At 64.5% G+C, this 14,733-nt stretch carries 15 protein-coding genes; 8 read left to right on the top strand and 7 right to left on the bottom strand.

Annotated features, from left to right (window positions below; all coding sequences use genetic code 11):
- The first annotated feature begins 44 nt into the window (after positions 1 to 44).
- From ACL9RI_RS11410 to ACL9RI_RS11375, 8 genes are all read left to right on the top strand, one after another.
- Positions 45 to 1,061 carry an aldo/keto reductase gene (locus ACL9RI_RS11410; protein ID WP_422726690.1) on the top strand — a complete coding sequence of 339 codons (1,017 nt, stop codon included), beginning with the start codon at positions 45 to 47 and terminating at the stop codon, positions 1,059 to 1,061.
- Positions 1,062 to 1,073: 12 nt separating this feature from the next.
- A complete protein-coding gene (locus ACL9RI_RS11405) occupies positions 1,074 to 1,490 on the top strand; it encodes an SRPBCC family protein (protein WP_422726689.1) in 417 nt (138 codons plus the stop codon).
- A 229-nt stretch (positions 1,491 to 1,719) separates the two neighbouring features.
- Positions 1,720 to 2,937 carry an MFS transporter gene (locus ACL9RI_RS11400; protein WP_422726688.1) on the top strand — a complete coding sequence of 406 codons (1,218 nt, stop codon included), beginning with the start codon at positions 1,720 to 1,722 and terminating at the stop codon, positions 2,935 to 2,937.
- 233 nt (positions 2,938 to 3,170) lie between these two features.
- On the top strand, positions 3,171 to 4,709 hold the full coding sequence (locus tag ACL9RI_RS11395) for an efflux transporter outer membrane subunit (protein WP_422726687.1): 1,539 nt from the start codon (positions 3,171 to 3,173) through the stop codon (positions 4,707 to 4,709).
- A gap of 11 nt (positions 4,710 to 4,720) precedes the next feature.
- The gene (locus ACL9RI_RS11390) at positions 4,721 to 4,984 is read left to right on the top strand and encodes a hypothetical protein (protein WP_422726686.1); all 264 of its coding nucleotides are present in this window, start codon (positions 4,721 to 4,723) and stop codon (positions 4,982 to 4,984) included.
- Positions 4,981 to 6,516 carry an MFS transporter gene (locus ACL9RI_RS11385; RefSeq protein ID WP_422726685.1) on the top strand — a complete coding sequence of 512 codons (1,536 nt, stop codon included), beginning with the start codon at positions 4,981 to 4,983 and terminating at the stop codon, positions 6,514 to 6,516. The genes ACL9RI_RS11390 and ACL9RI_RS11385 overlap by 4 nt, the downstream gene beginning before the upstream one ends.
- A gap of 38 nt (positions 6,517 to 6,554) precedes the next feature.
- Positions 6,555 to 7,601 carry an HlyD family secretion protein gene (locus tag ACL9RI_RS11380; RefSeq protein ID WP_422726684.1) on the top strand — a complete coding sequence of 349 codons (1,047 nt, stop codon included), beginning with the start codon at positions 6,555 to 6,557 and terminating at the stop codon, positions 7,599 to 7,601.
- A 32-nt stretch (positions 7,602 to 7,633) separates the two neighbouring features.
- Positions 7,634 to 8,302: a TetR/AcrR family transcriptional regulator gene (locus tag ACL9RI_RS11375; RefSeq protein WP_422726683.1), complete on the top strand. Its 669-nt coding sequence runs from the start codon at positions 7,634 to 7,636 to the stop codon at positions 8,300 to 8,302.
- Here the strand turns inward: ACL9RI_RS11375 and ACL9RI_RS11370 are convergent.
- From ACL9RI_RS11370 to ACL9RI_RS11340, 7 genes are all read right to left on the bottom strand, one after another.
- A complete protein-coding gene (locus tag ACL9RI_RS11370) occupies positions 8,292 to 8,516 on the bottom strand; it encodes a DUF6434 domain-containing protein (protein WP_422726682.1) in 225 nt (74 codons plus the stop codon). The genes ACL9RI_RS11375 and ACL9RI_RS11370 overlap by 11 nt on opposite strands.
- On the bottom strand, positions 8,516 to 8,914 hold the full coding sequence (locus ACL9RI_RS11365; RefSeq protein WP_422726681.1) for a hypothetical protein: 399 nt from the start codon (positions 8,912 to 8,914) through the stop codon (positions 8,516 to 8,518). The genes ACL9RI_RS11370 and ACL9RI_RS11365 overlap by 1 nt, the downstream gene beginning before the upstream one ends.
- A gap of 10 nt (positions 8,915 to 8,924) precedes the next feature.
- The gene (locus tag ACL9RI_RS11360; protein WP_422726680.1) at positions 8,925 to 10,466 is read right to left on the bottom strand and encodes an ATP-binding protein; all 1,542 of its coding nucleotides are present in this window, start codon (positions 10,464 to 10,466) and stop codon (positions 8,925 to 8,927) included.
- An 11-nt stretch (positions 10,467 to 10,477) separates the two neighbouring features.
- A complete protein-coding gene (locus ACL9RI_RS11355) occupies positions 10,478 to 11,311 on the bottom strand; it encodes an alpha/beta fold hydrolase (protein WP_422726679.1) in 834 nt (277 codons plus the stop codon).
- 76 nt (positions 11,312 to 11,387) lie between these two features.
- The gene (locus ACL9RI_RS11350; RefSeq protein WP_422726678.1) at positions 11,388 to 12,191 is read right to left on the bottom strand and encodes a phosphate/phosphite/phosphonate ABC transporter substrate-binding protein; all 804 of its coding nucleotides are present in this window, start codon (positions 12,189 to 12,191) and stop codon (positions 11,388 to 11,390) included.
- 4 nt (positions 12,192 to 12,195) lie between these two features.
- Positions 12,196 to 13,179 carry a fatty acid desaturase gene (locus tag ACL9RI_RS11345; protein WP_422726677.1) on the bottom strand — a complete coding sequence of 328 codons (984 nt, stop codon included), beginning with the start codon at positions 13,177 to 13,179 and terminating at the stop codon, positions 12,196 to 12,198.
- 18 nt (positions 13,180 to 13,197) lie between these two features.
- Positions 13,198 to 14,730: an HAL/PAL/TAL family ammonia-lyase gene (locus ACL9RI_RS11340; protein ID WP_422726676.1), complete on the bottom strand. Its 1,533-nt coding sequence runs from the start codon at positions 14,728 to 14,730 to the stop codon at positions 13,198 to 13,200.
- Between the last annotated feature and the right edge of the window lie 3 nt (positions 14,731 to 14,733).

Below are 14,733 nucleotides of genomic sequence, written 5' to 3'. Positions count from 1 at the left end.
AGCTATTCTGTCTTCACTCACTCACCGCTACAAGGAAAAACACCATGAGCATCAAACACTTACTGACTGGCAAACTGGGTTTCGGCACTGCGCCACTGGGCAATATGTTCCGCAACATTCCGGAAGACGAAGCACTGGCCACCGTGGACGCCGCCTGGGATAGCGGCATCCGCTATTTCGACACGGCCCCGTTTTATGGCGCCGGCCTGGCCGAGATCCGCCTGGGCGCAGCGCTCAAGCAACACCGCCGCGACGATTACATCCTCAGCACCAAGGTCGGCCGCCTCCTGCTGGACGAACTGGAAGACCCGGCCAGCCGCGAACTGGGCGAAAAAGGCGGCCTGTTCGAATTTGGCCGCAAGAACAAGATCGTCGATGACTACTCGGCCGACGCGACCCTGCGTTCGGTCGAAGACAGCCTGAAACGGCTGGACACGGACCGCCTCGACATCGTCTGGGTGCACGACATCGCCCAGGATTTCCATGGCGACAACTGGCTGGCGCAATTTGAGATCGCCCGCACCGGCGCTTTCCGCGTGCTGACCCGCCTGAAGGAAGAAGGCGTGATCAAGGCCTGGGGCATCGGCGTCAACAAGGTCGAACCACTGGAATTGACCCTGGACCTGGCCGAAGCGCAACCGGACGCCTTCCTGCTGGCCGGCCGCTACACCCTGCTCGACCATGAACGCGCCCTGCAGCGTTTGATGCCGGCAGCGGCGAAACAACACGTCGATATCGTCGTCGGCGGCCCGTACAGTTCGGGCATCCTGGCGGGCGGCGCGCACTTTGAATACCAGAAAGCCTCGCCCGAGATCATCGCCAAGGTCGAGCGCATCAAGGCGATTGCCGCCCGCCATGGCGTGAGCGTCAAGGCAGCCGCCCTGCAATTCTCGCTGGCCAACCCGGCCGTGGCCGCCGTGATCCCGGGCGCCAGCCGTCCGGAACGCCTGGCCGAAGACCTGGCCGCCTTGAACAGCGTCATCCCTGCCGCTTTCTGGCAAGAGATGCGTGCCGAACACCTGGTCAGCCGCGCCGCGCCACTGCCCGGCGACACTATTTAACAAGGAGCCATCATGGCAAGCACCACCACCTCTATCGATATCGCCGCCACGCCGGCACAAGTATGGCAATTGATCGGCGGCTTCAATTCCCTGCCCGACTGGCTGCCCTACATTCCCAGCAGCACCCTGAGCGAGGGCGGCCAGGTCCGTCACCTGGCCAATCCGGCGGGCGAAACCATCGTCGAACGGCTGGAAGCGTACGACAATGCAGCGCGCAGCTACAGCTATTCCATCCTGCAGGCGCCGTTTCCGGCCAGGGATTACCGCTCGACCCTGCAAGTAAATCCGATTGCCGGCAGTGACCATGCGCGCGTCATCTGGTCCGGGCAATTCACGCCCGTCGGTGTCAGCGAGGAAGAAGTGACCGCCCTGTTCCACGGTATTTACGTGGCCGGCTTGGCGGCGCTGCAACAATCCTTGCTTAAATAAGACACTGTCAAAGCAGTTCCGCGCTGATCTGCAGATAGGCAGCGGAACTGCGATACATCTGTGTTATCGTTAACATCGAAAACCATCGCTGTTGTGTGCGGCGCAGCATATTTGACCCGCGCCCGGCAGAGATGGCCTGAATCTTTTACAATATTGCCTGTGGGCAGCTCTCTCCCGGCTTTTCTTCCACAGCGCAATTTCACCCTGTCATCCTTACCCAGTTAACAACATGCATGCATCCGTAGATCCATTGATTCCGCGCGTCACTGCGCCTTTTGGCGCTGGTTATGCCGACCTGGCCCTGGCCATCGGCGGCCTGGCCATCGGCACGGGCGAATTCGCCTCCATGAGCATCCTGCCCGTGGTGGCCGATGACCTCAACACCAGCTTGCCGCAAATGAGTCATATGATCAGCGCCTATGCGCTGGGCGTGGTGATCGGTGCGCCGCTGATCACGATCTTCCTGGCGCGCATGCCGCGCCGTTTGATGCTGATCTGCCTGATGCTGATGTTCGCTGGTGGCAATTTATTGAGCGCGATCGCGCCCAACTACGGCTTGCTGGTGGTGGCCCGCTTTATCGCCGGCATCCCGCACGGCGCCTATTTCGGCGTGGCGGCGCTGGTGGCGGCCGCCCTGGCCGACCCGGACCGGCGCGGCCAGGCCGTGGCGCGCGTGCTGATGGGTTTGACGGTGGCCAATATCTTCGGCGTGCCGCTGGCCACCTATATCGGCCAGACCCTGGGCTGGCGCGCGGCCTTTTTGCTGGTCGCCGCGCTGGGCCTGCTGACCATGCTGATGGTGCGCATTTTCGTGCCGATGGTGGCGGCCGGCGATTCCAGCCCGCGCCGCGAACTGGGCGTATTCCGCCGCCTGCAAGTGTGGCTGACCTTGCTGATGGTAGCGATCGGTTTCGGCGGCATGTTCGCCGTCTACACCTTCATTACGCCGACCTTGCTGGAAATTACCAAAGTCTCGCCGCTGGTCATCTCGATCTTGCTGGCCATTATCGGTATCGGCATGACGGTGGGTAACCTGATCGGCGGCTGGCTGGCCGACCGCTCGCGCCTGTGGACCATCTTCGGCGTGCTGCTGTGGAATGTGGCGGCGCTGGTCGCCTTCAGCTATACCAGCGAACATGTGTGGCTGCTGGCAATCAACCTGTTCGCCATCGGCGCCGGCATCGCCGTCGCTCCTGCCGTGCAGACGCGTTTGATGGACGTGGCCGGCGACGCGCAAACGGTGGCCGCCGCCCTCAACCATTCGGCTTTCAACATCGCCAACGCGCTGGGCGCCTGGGCCGGCGGCATCGCGATTGCCATGGGCATGGGCCTGCGTTCGACGGGCTGGGTCGGCGCCATGCTGGCCTGCGGCGGCATCGTCGTGCTCGGCATTTCCGTGCTGGTGGAAAACCGCAGCCGCAACCTGGACGGCGCACAGCCAGCCTGATCGTTTTACCCTGCGTGGCCGCCTGAGCGGGCGGCCGCGCATAGCCCCGCCTCCGCAACACAAGTCATCCCGTCGCCCCCTCCCTGCGTTATTCCTTCCCCACGTTCCTCCCCTGTCGCACTGGCCGGCAAGCTTTGCCGTGCGCGCCCAAGATTTACTTCACAAATGAAATACCATTTGCAATTCAAATACCGATCGGTATAATCAATGGAAACCATCCATCTACATTTCCCATGTCAACCATACTCAATCACAGGATTGCCATCTCCTCGATGCTGCTGGCCCTGGCTGGCTGTGCCGCCGGCCCCGACTTTTCGCGGCCTGCCACGCCAGTCCATGCCGGCGTGTTCGACACGCAGCCCGATGGCGCCACAACGCCCAGCCGGACGGTCGCGCAGGATATCGATCCCGCCTGGTGGTCGCTGTTCAACGATGCCACGCTGGTGGCGCTCGAACGCGACGTGCTGTCGGCCAATCTCGACTTGCAGGCGGCAGCCACGCGCATCGTGCAAAGCCGCGCCGCCTGGCAGATCAGCGGCGCCGCCGCCTTGCCGCAGGTGGGCGCCAACGCTTCGCAGTTGCGCGAACGGGCCAGCCCGCAAGGCATCCTGGCGCTGACGGGCACGGCGTCTTCCGTCGGCGCGACGGCGGCCAATGGCGGCGATCCGTTCGGCGTCAGCTCCCTGCCCGGCAATTCCGGCTCCCCGCCGTACAGCGTGTCGCAATATGGTGTCGATGCCAGCTGGGAGCTGGACCTGTGGGGCCGCGCCAGCCGATTGCGCGAATCGGCGGCCGCGCAGCTGGAGGCGGCCCGTTACGACGCCGCAGCCATGCGCGTGTCGCTCGGCGCCGAAGTGGCGCGGCTCTACCTGGAATTGCGGGGCGCCGAAAGCGAACTGCGCATCGCGCGCAGCAACGCGGATCTGGCCGCCAAAAGCCTGCATGTGGCGCAGCGCCGCGCCCAGCAAGGCGTGGCAACCCGCTTCGACACGGCGGTGTCCTCGGCGCAGGTGGCCACCTTCGAGGCGGCGATCCCGGACCTGGAGCTGCGCCGCAGCACCCTGCTGAATGCGCTGGCCTTGCTGATGGCCCAGCCGCCGCACGCGCTCGACGCGCGCCTGTCCCGCACCGATGGCGGCACTGACGCGTTACCGCGCCTGCCGGCCCAGGTGCCCATCGGCCTGCCCTCGCAACTGGCGCACCGCCGTCCCGACATCCTGCGCTCGGAAGCGCAGCTGCATGCGGCGACGGCCGCCATCGGCGTGGCCAAGGCCGATTTTTATCCCAGCATCAGCCTGACGGGCAGCTTCGGTTTCCAGGCCTTGAAATTCTCGGACGTGGGCAACTGGTCGGCGCGCCAGTTCGCCGCCGGTCCCGTGCTGCACCTGCCGATCTTTGAAGGCGGACGCCTGACCGGCAACCTGCAACTGACGGAAGCGCGCCAGCAGGAGGCCGCCATCGATTACCATCGCACCGTGCTGGCGGCCTGGCACGAAGTCGACAACGCGCTGACCGCCTACCGCACGCTGCAACAGCGCGATGCGCGGCTGGCAGTGGCCGTGGGCGACAACCGCCAGGCGCTGGAACACGCGCAGCGGCGCTACGCCCAGGGCGCGGCAGATTACCTGACCGTGCTGGTCACCCAGCAGCGCCTGCTCGACAGCGAAAACGCGGCGTCACGCAGCCGCACCGGCATGACCCTGGCGATGGTGTCGCTGTACAAGGCGCTGGGCGGCGGCTGGGATGCCACGCAAGCGGGCGCGGCACGATGATGGCAACCACCATGCTGACCTGGCACGCCGCCGATGAATTTGAAATGCCGCTGTGGGTGGCCGAGCTGGACGCCATGCTGTACAGCGTCGAGCATCGCCGCCTGTGCGTCTGGCTCGACGAACTCGATGGCCGCTGGCGCTGGGAAGTCCAGACCTACCATCACAGCGGCGTCGCCGCCGAAGGCAGCGCCGGCACCACGCAGGAAGCCATGCTGGCGGCCGAAGCGGCAGCCCGCCAGCTTGCCGCCACGCCCGATGACGGAGGCCGGCCATGACGGCGCCCCCAGTCGCTCCGGCGCCGCTCGCCCATCCCTTCGGCCCGCGCATATTGACCGGCGTGGTCGGCGTCTTCGTGGCGGCCATGATGTCGGGCCTGAACAGCCGCATCGGCGGCCTGGCCTTCAACGATATCCGCGCCGCGTTCGGCATGGGTATCGATGACGGCAGCTGGATCACCAGCCTGTATGGCGCCTTCGAGCTGGCTGCCATGCCTTTTTCGGCCTGGTTCGCGATCACTTTTTCCTTCCGGCGTTATCACTTGTCGGTGGTGGCCATCTTCGCCGTGCTGGGGCTGCTCACGCCGCTGGCGCCGAATGTCGCCGTATTGCTGGTCCTGCGCTGCCTGCAGGGTTTCTTCGGCGGCTTGCTGATTCCCGTGCTGATGGCCGCCGCGCTGCGTTTCTTTCCGCTCCCGCTGCGCCTGTACGGCCTGGCGCTGTATGCGATGACGGCCACCTTTGCGCCCAACGTCGCCACCTGGCTGTCCGCCACCTGGACCGATACCGTCGGCAACTGGCATCTGCTGTTCTGGCAAACCGTGCCGATGGCCGCGTTCTCGCTGGCCGCCGTCGCCTGGGGCATCCCGCAAGACCCCGTGCGGCTGGAACGCTTCCGCCAGATCAACCTGACGGGACTCGTCACGGGGCTTGCCGGGTTGGTGCTGCTGGGCGTGGCCCTGTCGCAGGGCGAACGCCTGGACTGGTTCAACAGCCCGCTGCTGTGCTGGCTCGGTGCTTCCAGCCTGATCCTGGTCGCCATCTTCCTGCTCAGCGAATGGTTCCATCCGCTGCCCTTCATCAAGCTGCAGCTATTGAGCCGGCGTAACCTGGGGCTGGGTTTCAGCATTTTTGTCGGCTTGCTGGTGGTGCTGCTGTCCGGTTCATTGCTGCCGGCCGACTACCTGGGCCACGCCTGGCACCACCGCACGCCGCAGCTGGCCATCATCGGCCTGCAAGTGGGCTTGCCGCAATTCCTGGCCGGTCCGGCCGTGTCCTATCTGCTGTACCAGCCATGGATGGATGCGCGCCGCATGTTCGCCGGCGGCCTGCTGCTGATCGCCACGGCCTGCTGGTATGGCGCGCAGCTGACGCCGGAATGGATGGCGACCGACTTTGTGCTGGCGCAAGCCTTGCACGCGATTGGCCAGCCGATGGCCGTCATTTCGCTGCTGTTCCTGGCCACCAGCGTGGTGCAGCCCATGGAAGGGCCGCAAGTGTCGGGCATCGTCAACGGCTTGCGGGCGCTGGGCACCCTGCTGGGCAGCGCGCTAGTCGGCCGCCTGCTGACGGTGCGCGAAGCCACGCACGCCAACGTGCTGCTGGACCAGGCCGCCAATATGCGCCGCAGCGCCGACGTGGCCCTGCCCGGCGCCTTCGCCGAGATCGCCCACCGCGTCTCGCACCAGGCCTTCGTGCTGTCGATCGCCGACGCCTACCTGGTCCTGGGCGCACTGGCGCTGCTGCTGATACCGCTGGTGCTGTCGCTCGAATACATCGCGCCGCCCGTCATCACGGCGCCCAACCATTAATCAAGTTAAGCAATCAAGTTAAGCAATCAAGGATCCTCATGTCACTCCCGAAAACCGCAAAAATCACCATCGCCGCCTTGCTGGCCGTCCTGGCCGCCGGCAGCGCCTACGCCTACCTGCACCAGGAAGGCGCGGCTGCGCGCCAGAGCACGGACGACGCCTATGTCACGGCCGACTTCACGCTGGTGGCGCCGAAAGTGGCCGGCGACATCGTCGCCGTGATGGTCGACGATAACCAGCCCGTGCGCAAGGGACAATTGCTGGCGCAGCTCGATGAGCGCGACTACAAGGTGGCGCTGGACATGGCGCAGGCCGAACTGGCCAAGGCCAGCGCCGACGAAGCGCGTGCGCGGGCCGCGCTGGCGCAGCAAGGCAGCAGCATTGCGCGCGCCTCGGCCACGATAGACGCCGGCAGCGCCACCCTGAAATTTGCGCAGGTCAATGCGGAGCGCTACCGCGACCTGTCCTCGGACGGTTCGGCCACCGTGCAAGACCGCCAGCAGGCCGAATCGCAAGCGGAAGCGGCCGGCGCGCACCATGCCGCCGATGTCGCTTCGCTGGCCGGTGCAAGACAGGCAATCCCGGTACTCAACGCCCAGCTGGCGCAGGCCACGGCGCAGGTGGCGCATGCAAAGGCGGCCGTCGCCGCCGCCGAACTGAACCTGTCCTATACGCGCATCACCGCCCCCATCGATGGCGTGGTGGGACAGCGCGCGGTAAGGGTAGGCGCGTATGCCCACGTGGGCACGCCCCTGCTGGCCGTGGTACCGGTGCAGCAGGCATATATCGAGGCCAATTTCCGCGAAACGCAATTGGCGCGGATGCGCGTCGGCCAACGCGTTACAATTGCGGTCGACATGTTGCCAGGAACAACACTGAATGGCCATGTCGACAGCCTGGCCCCGGCCAGCAGCGTGTCTTTTTCGCCGATTGCCCCTGACAATGCAACCGGCAACTTTACCAAGGTGGTGCAGCGCCTGCCCGTCAAGATCGTCATCGAACCTGGCCAGGCAGCGGCACAGCGCCTGAAGGTCGGCATGTCGGTCACGCCTGTCGTCCGCGTGGACAGCGGCGCAGCGGGCTGACGGCACTACCCGTGCAACCATGAAATGAGCAGATGAGCAGCGACCCAATTTCGACACCAGCAAGCAGCACCATGGAGCGCCCGGCCCGGCTGACGCGCGAGCAAAGCCGGGCGCAGACGCGCGAACGCATCCTCGCCTCGGCAGCCATCGTATTTACCCGCGAAGGCTATGGCGGCGCCTCGGTGGACCGCATCGCCGAGGAAGCCGGCTATTCCAAGGGCGCGCTGTATTCCAACTTCGCGTCCAAGGATGTGCTGTTCCTGGAACTGGTGGACGTGCATTCCAACAGCCAGGTCAGCGAACTGTGCCGGCTGCTCGACGCCGTGCACACGGCTGAAGACATCATCGCCACTACCTGCAGCTGGGCCAGCGGCCTGCAGCACGAACCGGATCTGCGCATGCTGGTGCTGGACATGACGCGCCGCGTGAAGGGCGATCCGGCATTATCGGCGCGCCATGCACGCCTGTTCGACGAACAATGGCTGGCCGTGGGCACCCGCCTGCTGAGGATTTTTCCGCCGGCGACTGCTGCCACGCCGGCGCCCGTGCCGCCCATGGTGCTCGGAGCGCTGGTGATGGAATTGACCTATGGAAATGCGATGCAGCTGCATGCCGAACTGTCCGCCGGCGACCTGATCGGCGTCGCCCTGCGTGCCTTGTACACAGCGCATGGCCAGCCAGAGACAAAAGCTACGGCTTGAGGCCCGCTTGCCGGCGTTGCCATTCATCGGCAACTTCACCCATATCGTGCGGTGCGCCGCTGCGTATCCAGGCCATGAAATCGCGGTCGAACCTGAAGCCTGGCCCGCACTGGGCCAGTAAAAACCGCCGCACGTTCTGCGTATTGCGGTAGCCGGCATCGATCACGGTGCCGCGCCCGATGTGGCCGCCGTGCCAGTTGAAGTGCACGGGCATTAGCGAGCACCGCGCATCAATCGCCGCGCCAGCACCAAGCCCATGATCAGGCCCAAACACGGTCCACCCAGCCAGATGAACTGCACCATGCCTGAAAGGGGCTGGGGGAACTGCTCGAAACTGCTCGATAACAGGCTCAGCAAAACAAGCGCTGCGGCCACGGCAAGCGGCTTGCCCGGCGCCAGCCTGGCGGCCAGGCCACCGGCGATGGCCGAGCCGATAAAGATCGCGGCCTGGGATACGTACCAAAACGGTCCTGCCAGCACAGCCAGCACCAGCAGCGGCAGGATCGCTTTCAACGCAAGCTGGACCAGCCAGCCAGCGGCAACACCCACCCATATCGAGCGCTGGGAAAGCCGCGCAGGCGTATTCAGTTCATGTCTTACCTGTTGCCCCATACGCCTGCTCTCACGCTGTCTTCAACATCTTCTGCAACACCGTATCGAGCTCATAAAAATCCACCGGCTTGGTCAGGTGCAAGTCAAAACCGGCGTCGGAGGCCATCTTGCGGTCCTTGTCCTGGCCCCAGCCGGTCACCGCCACCAGGATCACGTCGCGGCCACAGGGTTGGCTGCGCAGGTGGCGCGCCACTTCGTAGCCATTCATGCGCGGCAGGCCGATGTCGAGCAGGATCACTTGCGGCTGGAAGCTTTCCGCCAGCGCGATGCCGGCCGCGCCGTCGTAGGCGGTACGCATCTCGTAGCCGAGGATATCCAATGCCAGCGCCAGGCTTTCGGCCGCGTCGGCGCTGTCGTCGATCACCAGCACCTTGCCGTCGCGCGAGCCGGCCTGCAACTGGCGGCTGGCCGCCGATGGCGCGGGAGCCGGCACGGGCGTGGCCGGCAAGGGCAGGCGCAAGGTAAACGTGCTGCCCTGCCCCACGCCGTCGCTATGCGCGCTGATGCTGCCACCATGCAATTCGGCCAGGCCCCGCACCAGCGACAGGCCGATGCCCAGGCCGCCCTGCGAGCGCGACAGGGCCGGCTCCAGCTGGGAAAACATGTCGAACACGCGCGGCAAGTGTTCGGCCGCGATGCCGATGCCCGAATCGCGCACGCTGATCAATACCTCGTCCCCGCTGCGCGACACCGTCAGCCAGATCGCCCCCTGGGCCGGCGTGTACTTTGCGGCGTTGGTCAGCAGGTTGGCGATCATCTGGCCCAGGCGCGTGGCGTCGGCGTCGAGCCAGATGGCGTCTGGCCACTGCTCCACGTGCAGGCGATGGCCCGATTCGGCCACCAGCGTGGCCACGCTATGCAGCGCCGCCTCGACTACGGGCGCCAGTTCCACGCTGTGGCGGCGCAATTCCAGGCGGCCCCGCGTGATGCGCGACACTTCCATCAAGTCATCGACCAGATGCGTCATATGGCATAGCTGGCGTCCCAGCACGTCGCGCGCCCAGCTCAGGTTCGGGTCGTCCAGCTGCGCCAGCTTCAGCACTTCCAGCACGTTGCGCATGGGCGCCAGCGGATTGCGCAGTTCATGCGCCAGGGTGGCCAGGAATTCATCCTTGCGCCGGTCCGCCACCGCCAGTTCCTCATTGAGCGCATGGGCCTTGCTGCGCGCCAGCTGCAATTGCTGTTCATACTTGCGCCGGTCGGTGGCGACAAACACGGCGATCTCGTCATACAGCACGCCATCGTGTTCACGCCGCACGGCATTGAACAGCATGGGCACGGACTGGCCCTGGCGCTGGCGCATGTCGAGCAAGACTTCCGACGCCATGCCCTGCACCTGCATCAGCGGCGTCCAGTGGGTCTGGTGGAAGATGCGCCCGCCGATGGTCAGCAATTCCTGCAGCTTTTTTTTACCCAGCAAGTCGATCGCGGTATAACCGAGCCAGCCGCAAAAAGTGGCGTTGACCTTCAGGATGGTGCCATCCGTGGCGCACAGCAGCAAGCCGCACGCAGCGTGCTGGAACAGGCTGTCGGCATTTGGCAGGGATGGCATGGCGTCGCGCATCATAGGCCCAGGCCGTCGAGGAAGGTGCGGATGGCGCGGTAGCTGGTGTCAGGAGCGCTCATGTGCGGGCAATGTCCCGCATTCTCGATCACTTGCAAATGGCTGTGCGGCAACATCTCGCGCAAATAGCTGCCCACGGACAGCGGCGCGATAAAGTCGTCGTCGCATTGCACGATCAGCGCCGGCGTGAGGTTGTGCGGCAAATCGGCGCGGTGGTCGGCCAAAAAAGTGGTTTGCGCGAAATGGCGCGCGATATCGGGATCGGTGCGGCAAAAGCTGTTCGCCAGGTCTTGCCCCAGTCCCGGCCGCCCGGGCACGCCCATGATGGCCGGCCCCATGGTGGCGGCCCAGCCCAGGTAATTGCTGTCCATGGTATTGAGCAAGTCGTCGATATCTTCACGGCTGAAGCCGCCTTTATAGCCGGTGGCGGGGTCGTCGATGTAGCATGGCGATGGCGCCAGCATGACTTGCGCGCTGAACAGTTGCGGCTCGGCCAGGGTCGCCAGCAAGGTGCTCATGGCGCTGACGGAATGGCTGACGCAAATCACCGGGCCATCGGCCACGGCCTTGATGATCTGGCGCAGGTCGCGGGCATACCCATCGAGGCTGGCGTAGCTATCGAAATCGTAGGCACCCAGGTCCGACGCCCCGCTGCCGACCAGGTCAAACAGCACCGTACGGTAGCGCACACGGAACAAAGGTTCCAGATAAGACCACATGGTTTGGTCGCAACCGAAGCCATGTACAAACACGATGGTGGCTGCAGCGCCCTGCTGCTGCGGGGTGGCGGGCGGCTCGGCCACCCGGACGTTGTTGCGATCTTCAATACGCATGCCTGTTCCGCCTTGATTGTTTCCATGAGGAATCTACATTGGCATCTTAACATGCGTTATTTGCACTATGCCAGCCTCATCGCAATGTGGGATAAGCGCCTGCCTGCGCGGCCTGTTCCAGCTGCAAAATCCGCATGTAATCGCCGTGCGGCCGATGCTCGAAAGCGCGGATGCGCAAGGTATGCATAAGCTGTTGCAACGCCGGGTTTGGCTGTAGCAACACCGTCCGCAATTGGGCCACCACCTCCGCTGGAACCTGCCCGCCGGCAATCATCGGCAAACCGGGCGACGACGCCGAATATTGCAGGACGGACAGCCCTTCCAGCCAGGCCGGATTTTCTTGCTGCAAGTAGGCAAACGTGACGCAATCGACGGCCGCGATATCGGCCGCGCCCTCGCGCACCAGGCCCAGGCTGGCATGGTGGCTGCCCGACCAGGTCACCTTGCCAAAGAAGCGCCCATCGACCGCCAGCGGCGCCACGGCATGGCGCAAGACATTCATGCCGCTGTTGGAGTGAGCGTCATTGGCGGCGGCGGCCAGGCCGCGCGCGTCCGCCAGGCTGCGGATGGGCCCGTTGCTGCGCACCACGATGGCGCTCGCATAATCGCTGCCGCTGCAGCCAGGCATGGCATAGCTGGGCGTGGCGATCAGCTGCACCTGGCCTGACAACTGCGTCATGTACGGGTAGCCGCAAGTCTGGCCGAACAGCAAGTCTGGCTGCTGCCACAGACCTGGCAAGGCAGGATCGCGCACCAGCGCGACCTGTCCCTGCCAGCCATCGGCCCGCAATGCGTCCAGCACCGTATCGAGCAAGGCTTCATACGCCTCGCGCACGGCCGGCGAGACGTTATACATGGGCAAGGCTACTTTCCAGGTCATACAGCTACTCCGGCTCAGGCATATGCGGGTGGACGGGCGCATCGATGGGGCTGAAGCCGAAGCGGCGTATCAGCTCGCCATATCCATTGACAAAAAAACCGCCGCTGCGCGCAATATACGCGGCCCGCCGGGCCTGGTACACACGCGGGATCAGATACCAGGGCAGCGACGGAAAATCATGGTGCACCAGGTGCAGATTATTGTTCAAAAACAGCAGCCGGAACACGGGCCCCGCCTCATTGATAACGATGCGCTGCTTGTGCTCTTCCGCCGGCCGGTGCTCATAATACGAGCGTATCTTGGCAATCGACTGGGCCGGATAGGAAATGGCCAGCAGATAATACAGCGGCGACACGCCAACATACCGGTCGATGGCCCACAGCATGGCGCCCAGCATGGCATAGTGGATCAGCCACATCGGCACATAATGCCAGTTGCCCTGCAAAGGCTGGCGCACCACCTGGCTCCAGGCGCCGGTGATCGACAGCAGCGGACCGACCAGCATGCGGCCCCAGAAAGTCTTGTTTAGCCAGTGCAGCTTTTGCATCGGCTTGCTCATGCCGGCCCATACGGCGGGCGACACATAATAACTTTCCGTGTCCAGCGCCGGCATGGTCAGGTGAAAATCCACGTGATGGCGCAAATGGCTGTCGCGGTACAGTTTATACGGATACCAGACGGCCAGCGGCGCATAACCGAACAGGCGGTTGACCCAGGGCCAGGGCGTGGGATGGCCGTGGATCAGCTCATGCTGCAAGGACATATACCAGGCGCACCACCAGATCATCAGCAAGGTGGCCGGCACGGTGCCGATCTCATGCCAGAAAAACAGCGTGCCCAGCCAGCCCGCATGGATAGTCACGATCAATAGCCAGGTCGGCCATTCCGCCAGCCACAGCCGGCGTCCGCGCTCGCTGGAAACATGCAGATGCTGCTCTTCATCGATATACTCGGAGCCGGCCGCGTGTTTGTAGGTTTGCAATCCCATAGGTTTTCCCGTGTTGCCTTACAGCCTGATATCGAGCAGCGTTTCGATGCGGTGGATACCGCCGTCGTCCTGGATGAGTTTGGTCGCCGCCTCGATATCGGGCGCCAGCATGCGGTCTTCGGTATAGGGCGCGACATGTTCGCGCAGCAAGGCCAGTACGGCCCGCGTGCCCGGCGCCAACGTATCGGATGGATAAAACTGCAAGGCTTGCCCGGCCGCCAGCAATTCCAGCGCCAGCACCCGTTCCACATTGGTGATCACTTGCAGGGTTTTCAGCGCGGACGGCGTGGCCAGGCTCAGATGGTCTTCCTGCAAGGCCGAAGTCACATAGTTGTCGACCACCATAGGCTGCGACAAGACCTTGTTTTCCGCCACCAGCGAAGCGGCCACGTATTGCACGATCATCAGGCCGGAATTGACGCCGCTGTTTTCCACCAGGAAGGCCGGCAAGCCGCTGACCAGCGGATTGACCAGGCGGTCGATGCGGCGCTCGGCCACGCCGGCCAGTTCGGCCATCGCAATGCGCAATACATCGGCGGCAAACGCCATCGACTGGCCATGCGGATGGGCTTGCGACACGACCCGGTAAGCATCGGGCGTGCCCAGCACCAGCGGATTGTCGGTGGTCGAGGCCAGTTCGAGATTGACTTGCTTTGCGACATGTTCGACCTGGTCGCGCGTGGCGCCGTGGATATGCGGCACGGCGCGCAGGCTGAGCGCATCTTGCGTGCGCACGCCTTGCGCCTGGGCCAGCACCTCGCTGCCGGCCAGCAAGGTCCGCAGGTTGCGGCCCACGCGCTGTGCGCCCGGATGCGGCTTTAACGCCAGCACCTCTGCATCAAACGCGGCAGTCTGGCCGCGCAGCGCCTCGAAACTCATGGCGGCGACGATATCGGCCCACTTCTGCAAACGCTCGGCATGGTGCAAGGCCACGCTCAGCAAACCGGTCACGCACGGCGTGCCATTGACCAGGCTCAAGCCATCCTTGGCGCCCGGAATCAAAGGCTGCAAACCGGCCTCGGCCAGCGCCTGTTTCGCCCCGACCACCTTGCCAGCCACGCGCACCTGCGACAGGCCCGCCAGCGGCAAGCCGATGTGCGCCATATGCGTCAGGTAGCCAACAGAACCGCGCGCCGGCACCAGCGGCGTCAGGTTGAGGTTCAGCAAGGCCAGCAAGCCATCGACCAGTTCCGGACTGATGCCCGACTTGCCATGGCTGTAGTTAGCGATCTGGGCGCACATGATGGCGCGCACCAGCGCGTCCGGCATGGCTTCGCCCACGCCGCAGGCATGGCTTTTCAGGGTATTCAGTGACAAAGTGGCCAGCGAGGCCGGTTCCAGCACCTGTTCGCACAAGGCGCCCAGGCCCGTATTGATGCCGTAGGCGCGCACGCCATCGGCCACGATACGCTCCACAATCTGCCGCGCATTGCGCAAGCGCTGCTGCACCCGCGGGCTCAGCGACAACGGCGCTCCCAGCGCCACACGGGCCACGGCGCGCCAGTCCAGCGCAGTTTCATCCAACAAGACCATCGGGTTTTCCATTTTCATAGG

Source organism: Janthinobacterium sp. Mn2066 (genome assembly GCF_049319705.1).
Lineage (GTDB): Bacteria > Pseudomonadota > Gammaproteobacteria > Burkholderiales > Burkholderiaceae_D > Janthinobacterium.
This window is presented reverse-complemented; position numbering and strand designations above follow the sequence as displayed.

Bases quoted from the DNA above. Each gene is read 5' to 3' on its own strand.
- ACL9RI_RS11410 (WP_422726690.1), top strand. From the start codon at position 45: ATGAGCATCAAACACTTACTGACTGGCAAACTGGGTTTCGGCACTGCG.
- ACL9RI_RS11405 (WP_422726689.1), top strand. From the start codon at position 1,074: ATGGCAAGCACCACCACCTCTATCGATATCGCCGCCACGCCGGCACAA.
- ACL9RI_RS11400 (WP_422726688.1), top strand. From the start codon at position 1,720: ATGCATGCATCCGTAGATCCATTGATTCCGCGCGTCACTGCGCCTTTT.
- ACL9RI_RS11395 (WP_422726687.1), top strand. From the start codon at position 3,171: ATGTCAACCATACTCAATCACAGGATTGCCATCTCCTCGATGCTGCTG.
- ACL9RI_RS11390 (WP_422726686.1), top strand. From the start codon at position 4,721: ATGCTGACCTGGCACGCCGCCGATGAATTTGAAATGCCGCTGTGGGTG.
- ACL9RI_RS11385 (WP_422726685.1), top strand. From the start codon at position 4,981: ATGACGGCGCCCCCAGTCGCTCCGGCGCCGCTCGCCCATCCCTTCGGC.
- ACL9RI_RS11380 (WP_422726684.1), top strand. From the start codon at position 6,555: ATGTCACTCCCGAAAACCGCAAAAATCACCATCGCCGCCTTGCTGGCC.
- ACL9RI_RS11375 (WP_422726683.1), top strand. From the start codon at position 7,634: ATGAGCAGCGACCCAATTTCGACACCAGCAAGCAGCACCATGGAGCGC.
- ACL9RI_RS11370 (WP_422726682.1), bottom strand. From the start codon at position 8,516: ATGCCCGTGCACTTCAACTGGCACGGCGGCCACATCGGGCGCGGCACC.
- ACL9RI_RS11365 (WP_422726681.1), bottom strand. From the start codon at position 8,914: ATGGGGCAACAGGTAAGACATGAACTGAATACGCCTGCGCGGCTTTCC.
- ACL9RI_RS11360 (WP_422726680.1), bottom strand. From the start codon at position 10,466: ATGCCATCCCTGCCAAATGCCGACAGCCTGTTCCAGCACGCTGCGTGC.
- ACL9RI_RS11355 (WP_422726679.1), bottom strand. From the start codon at position 11,311: ATGCGTATTGAAGATCGCAACAACGTCCGGGTGGCCGAGCCGCCCGCC.
- ACL9RI_RS11350 (WP_422726678.1), bottom strand. From the start codon at position 12,191: ATGACCTGGAAAGTAGCCTTGCCCATGTATAACGTCTCGCCGGCCGTG.
- ACL9RI_RS11345 (WP_422726677.1), bottom strand. From the start codon at position 13,179: ATGGGATTGCAAACCTACAAACACGCGGCCGGCTCCGAGTATATCGAT.
- ACL9RI_RS11340 (WP_422726676.1), bottom strand. From the start codon at position 14,730: ATGAAAATGGAAAACCCGATGGTCTTGTTGGATGAAACTGCGCTGGAC.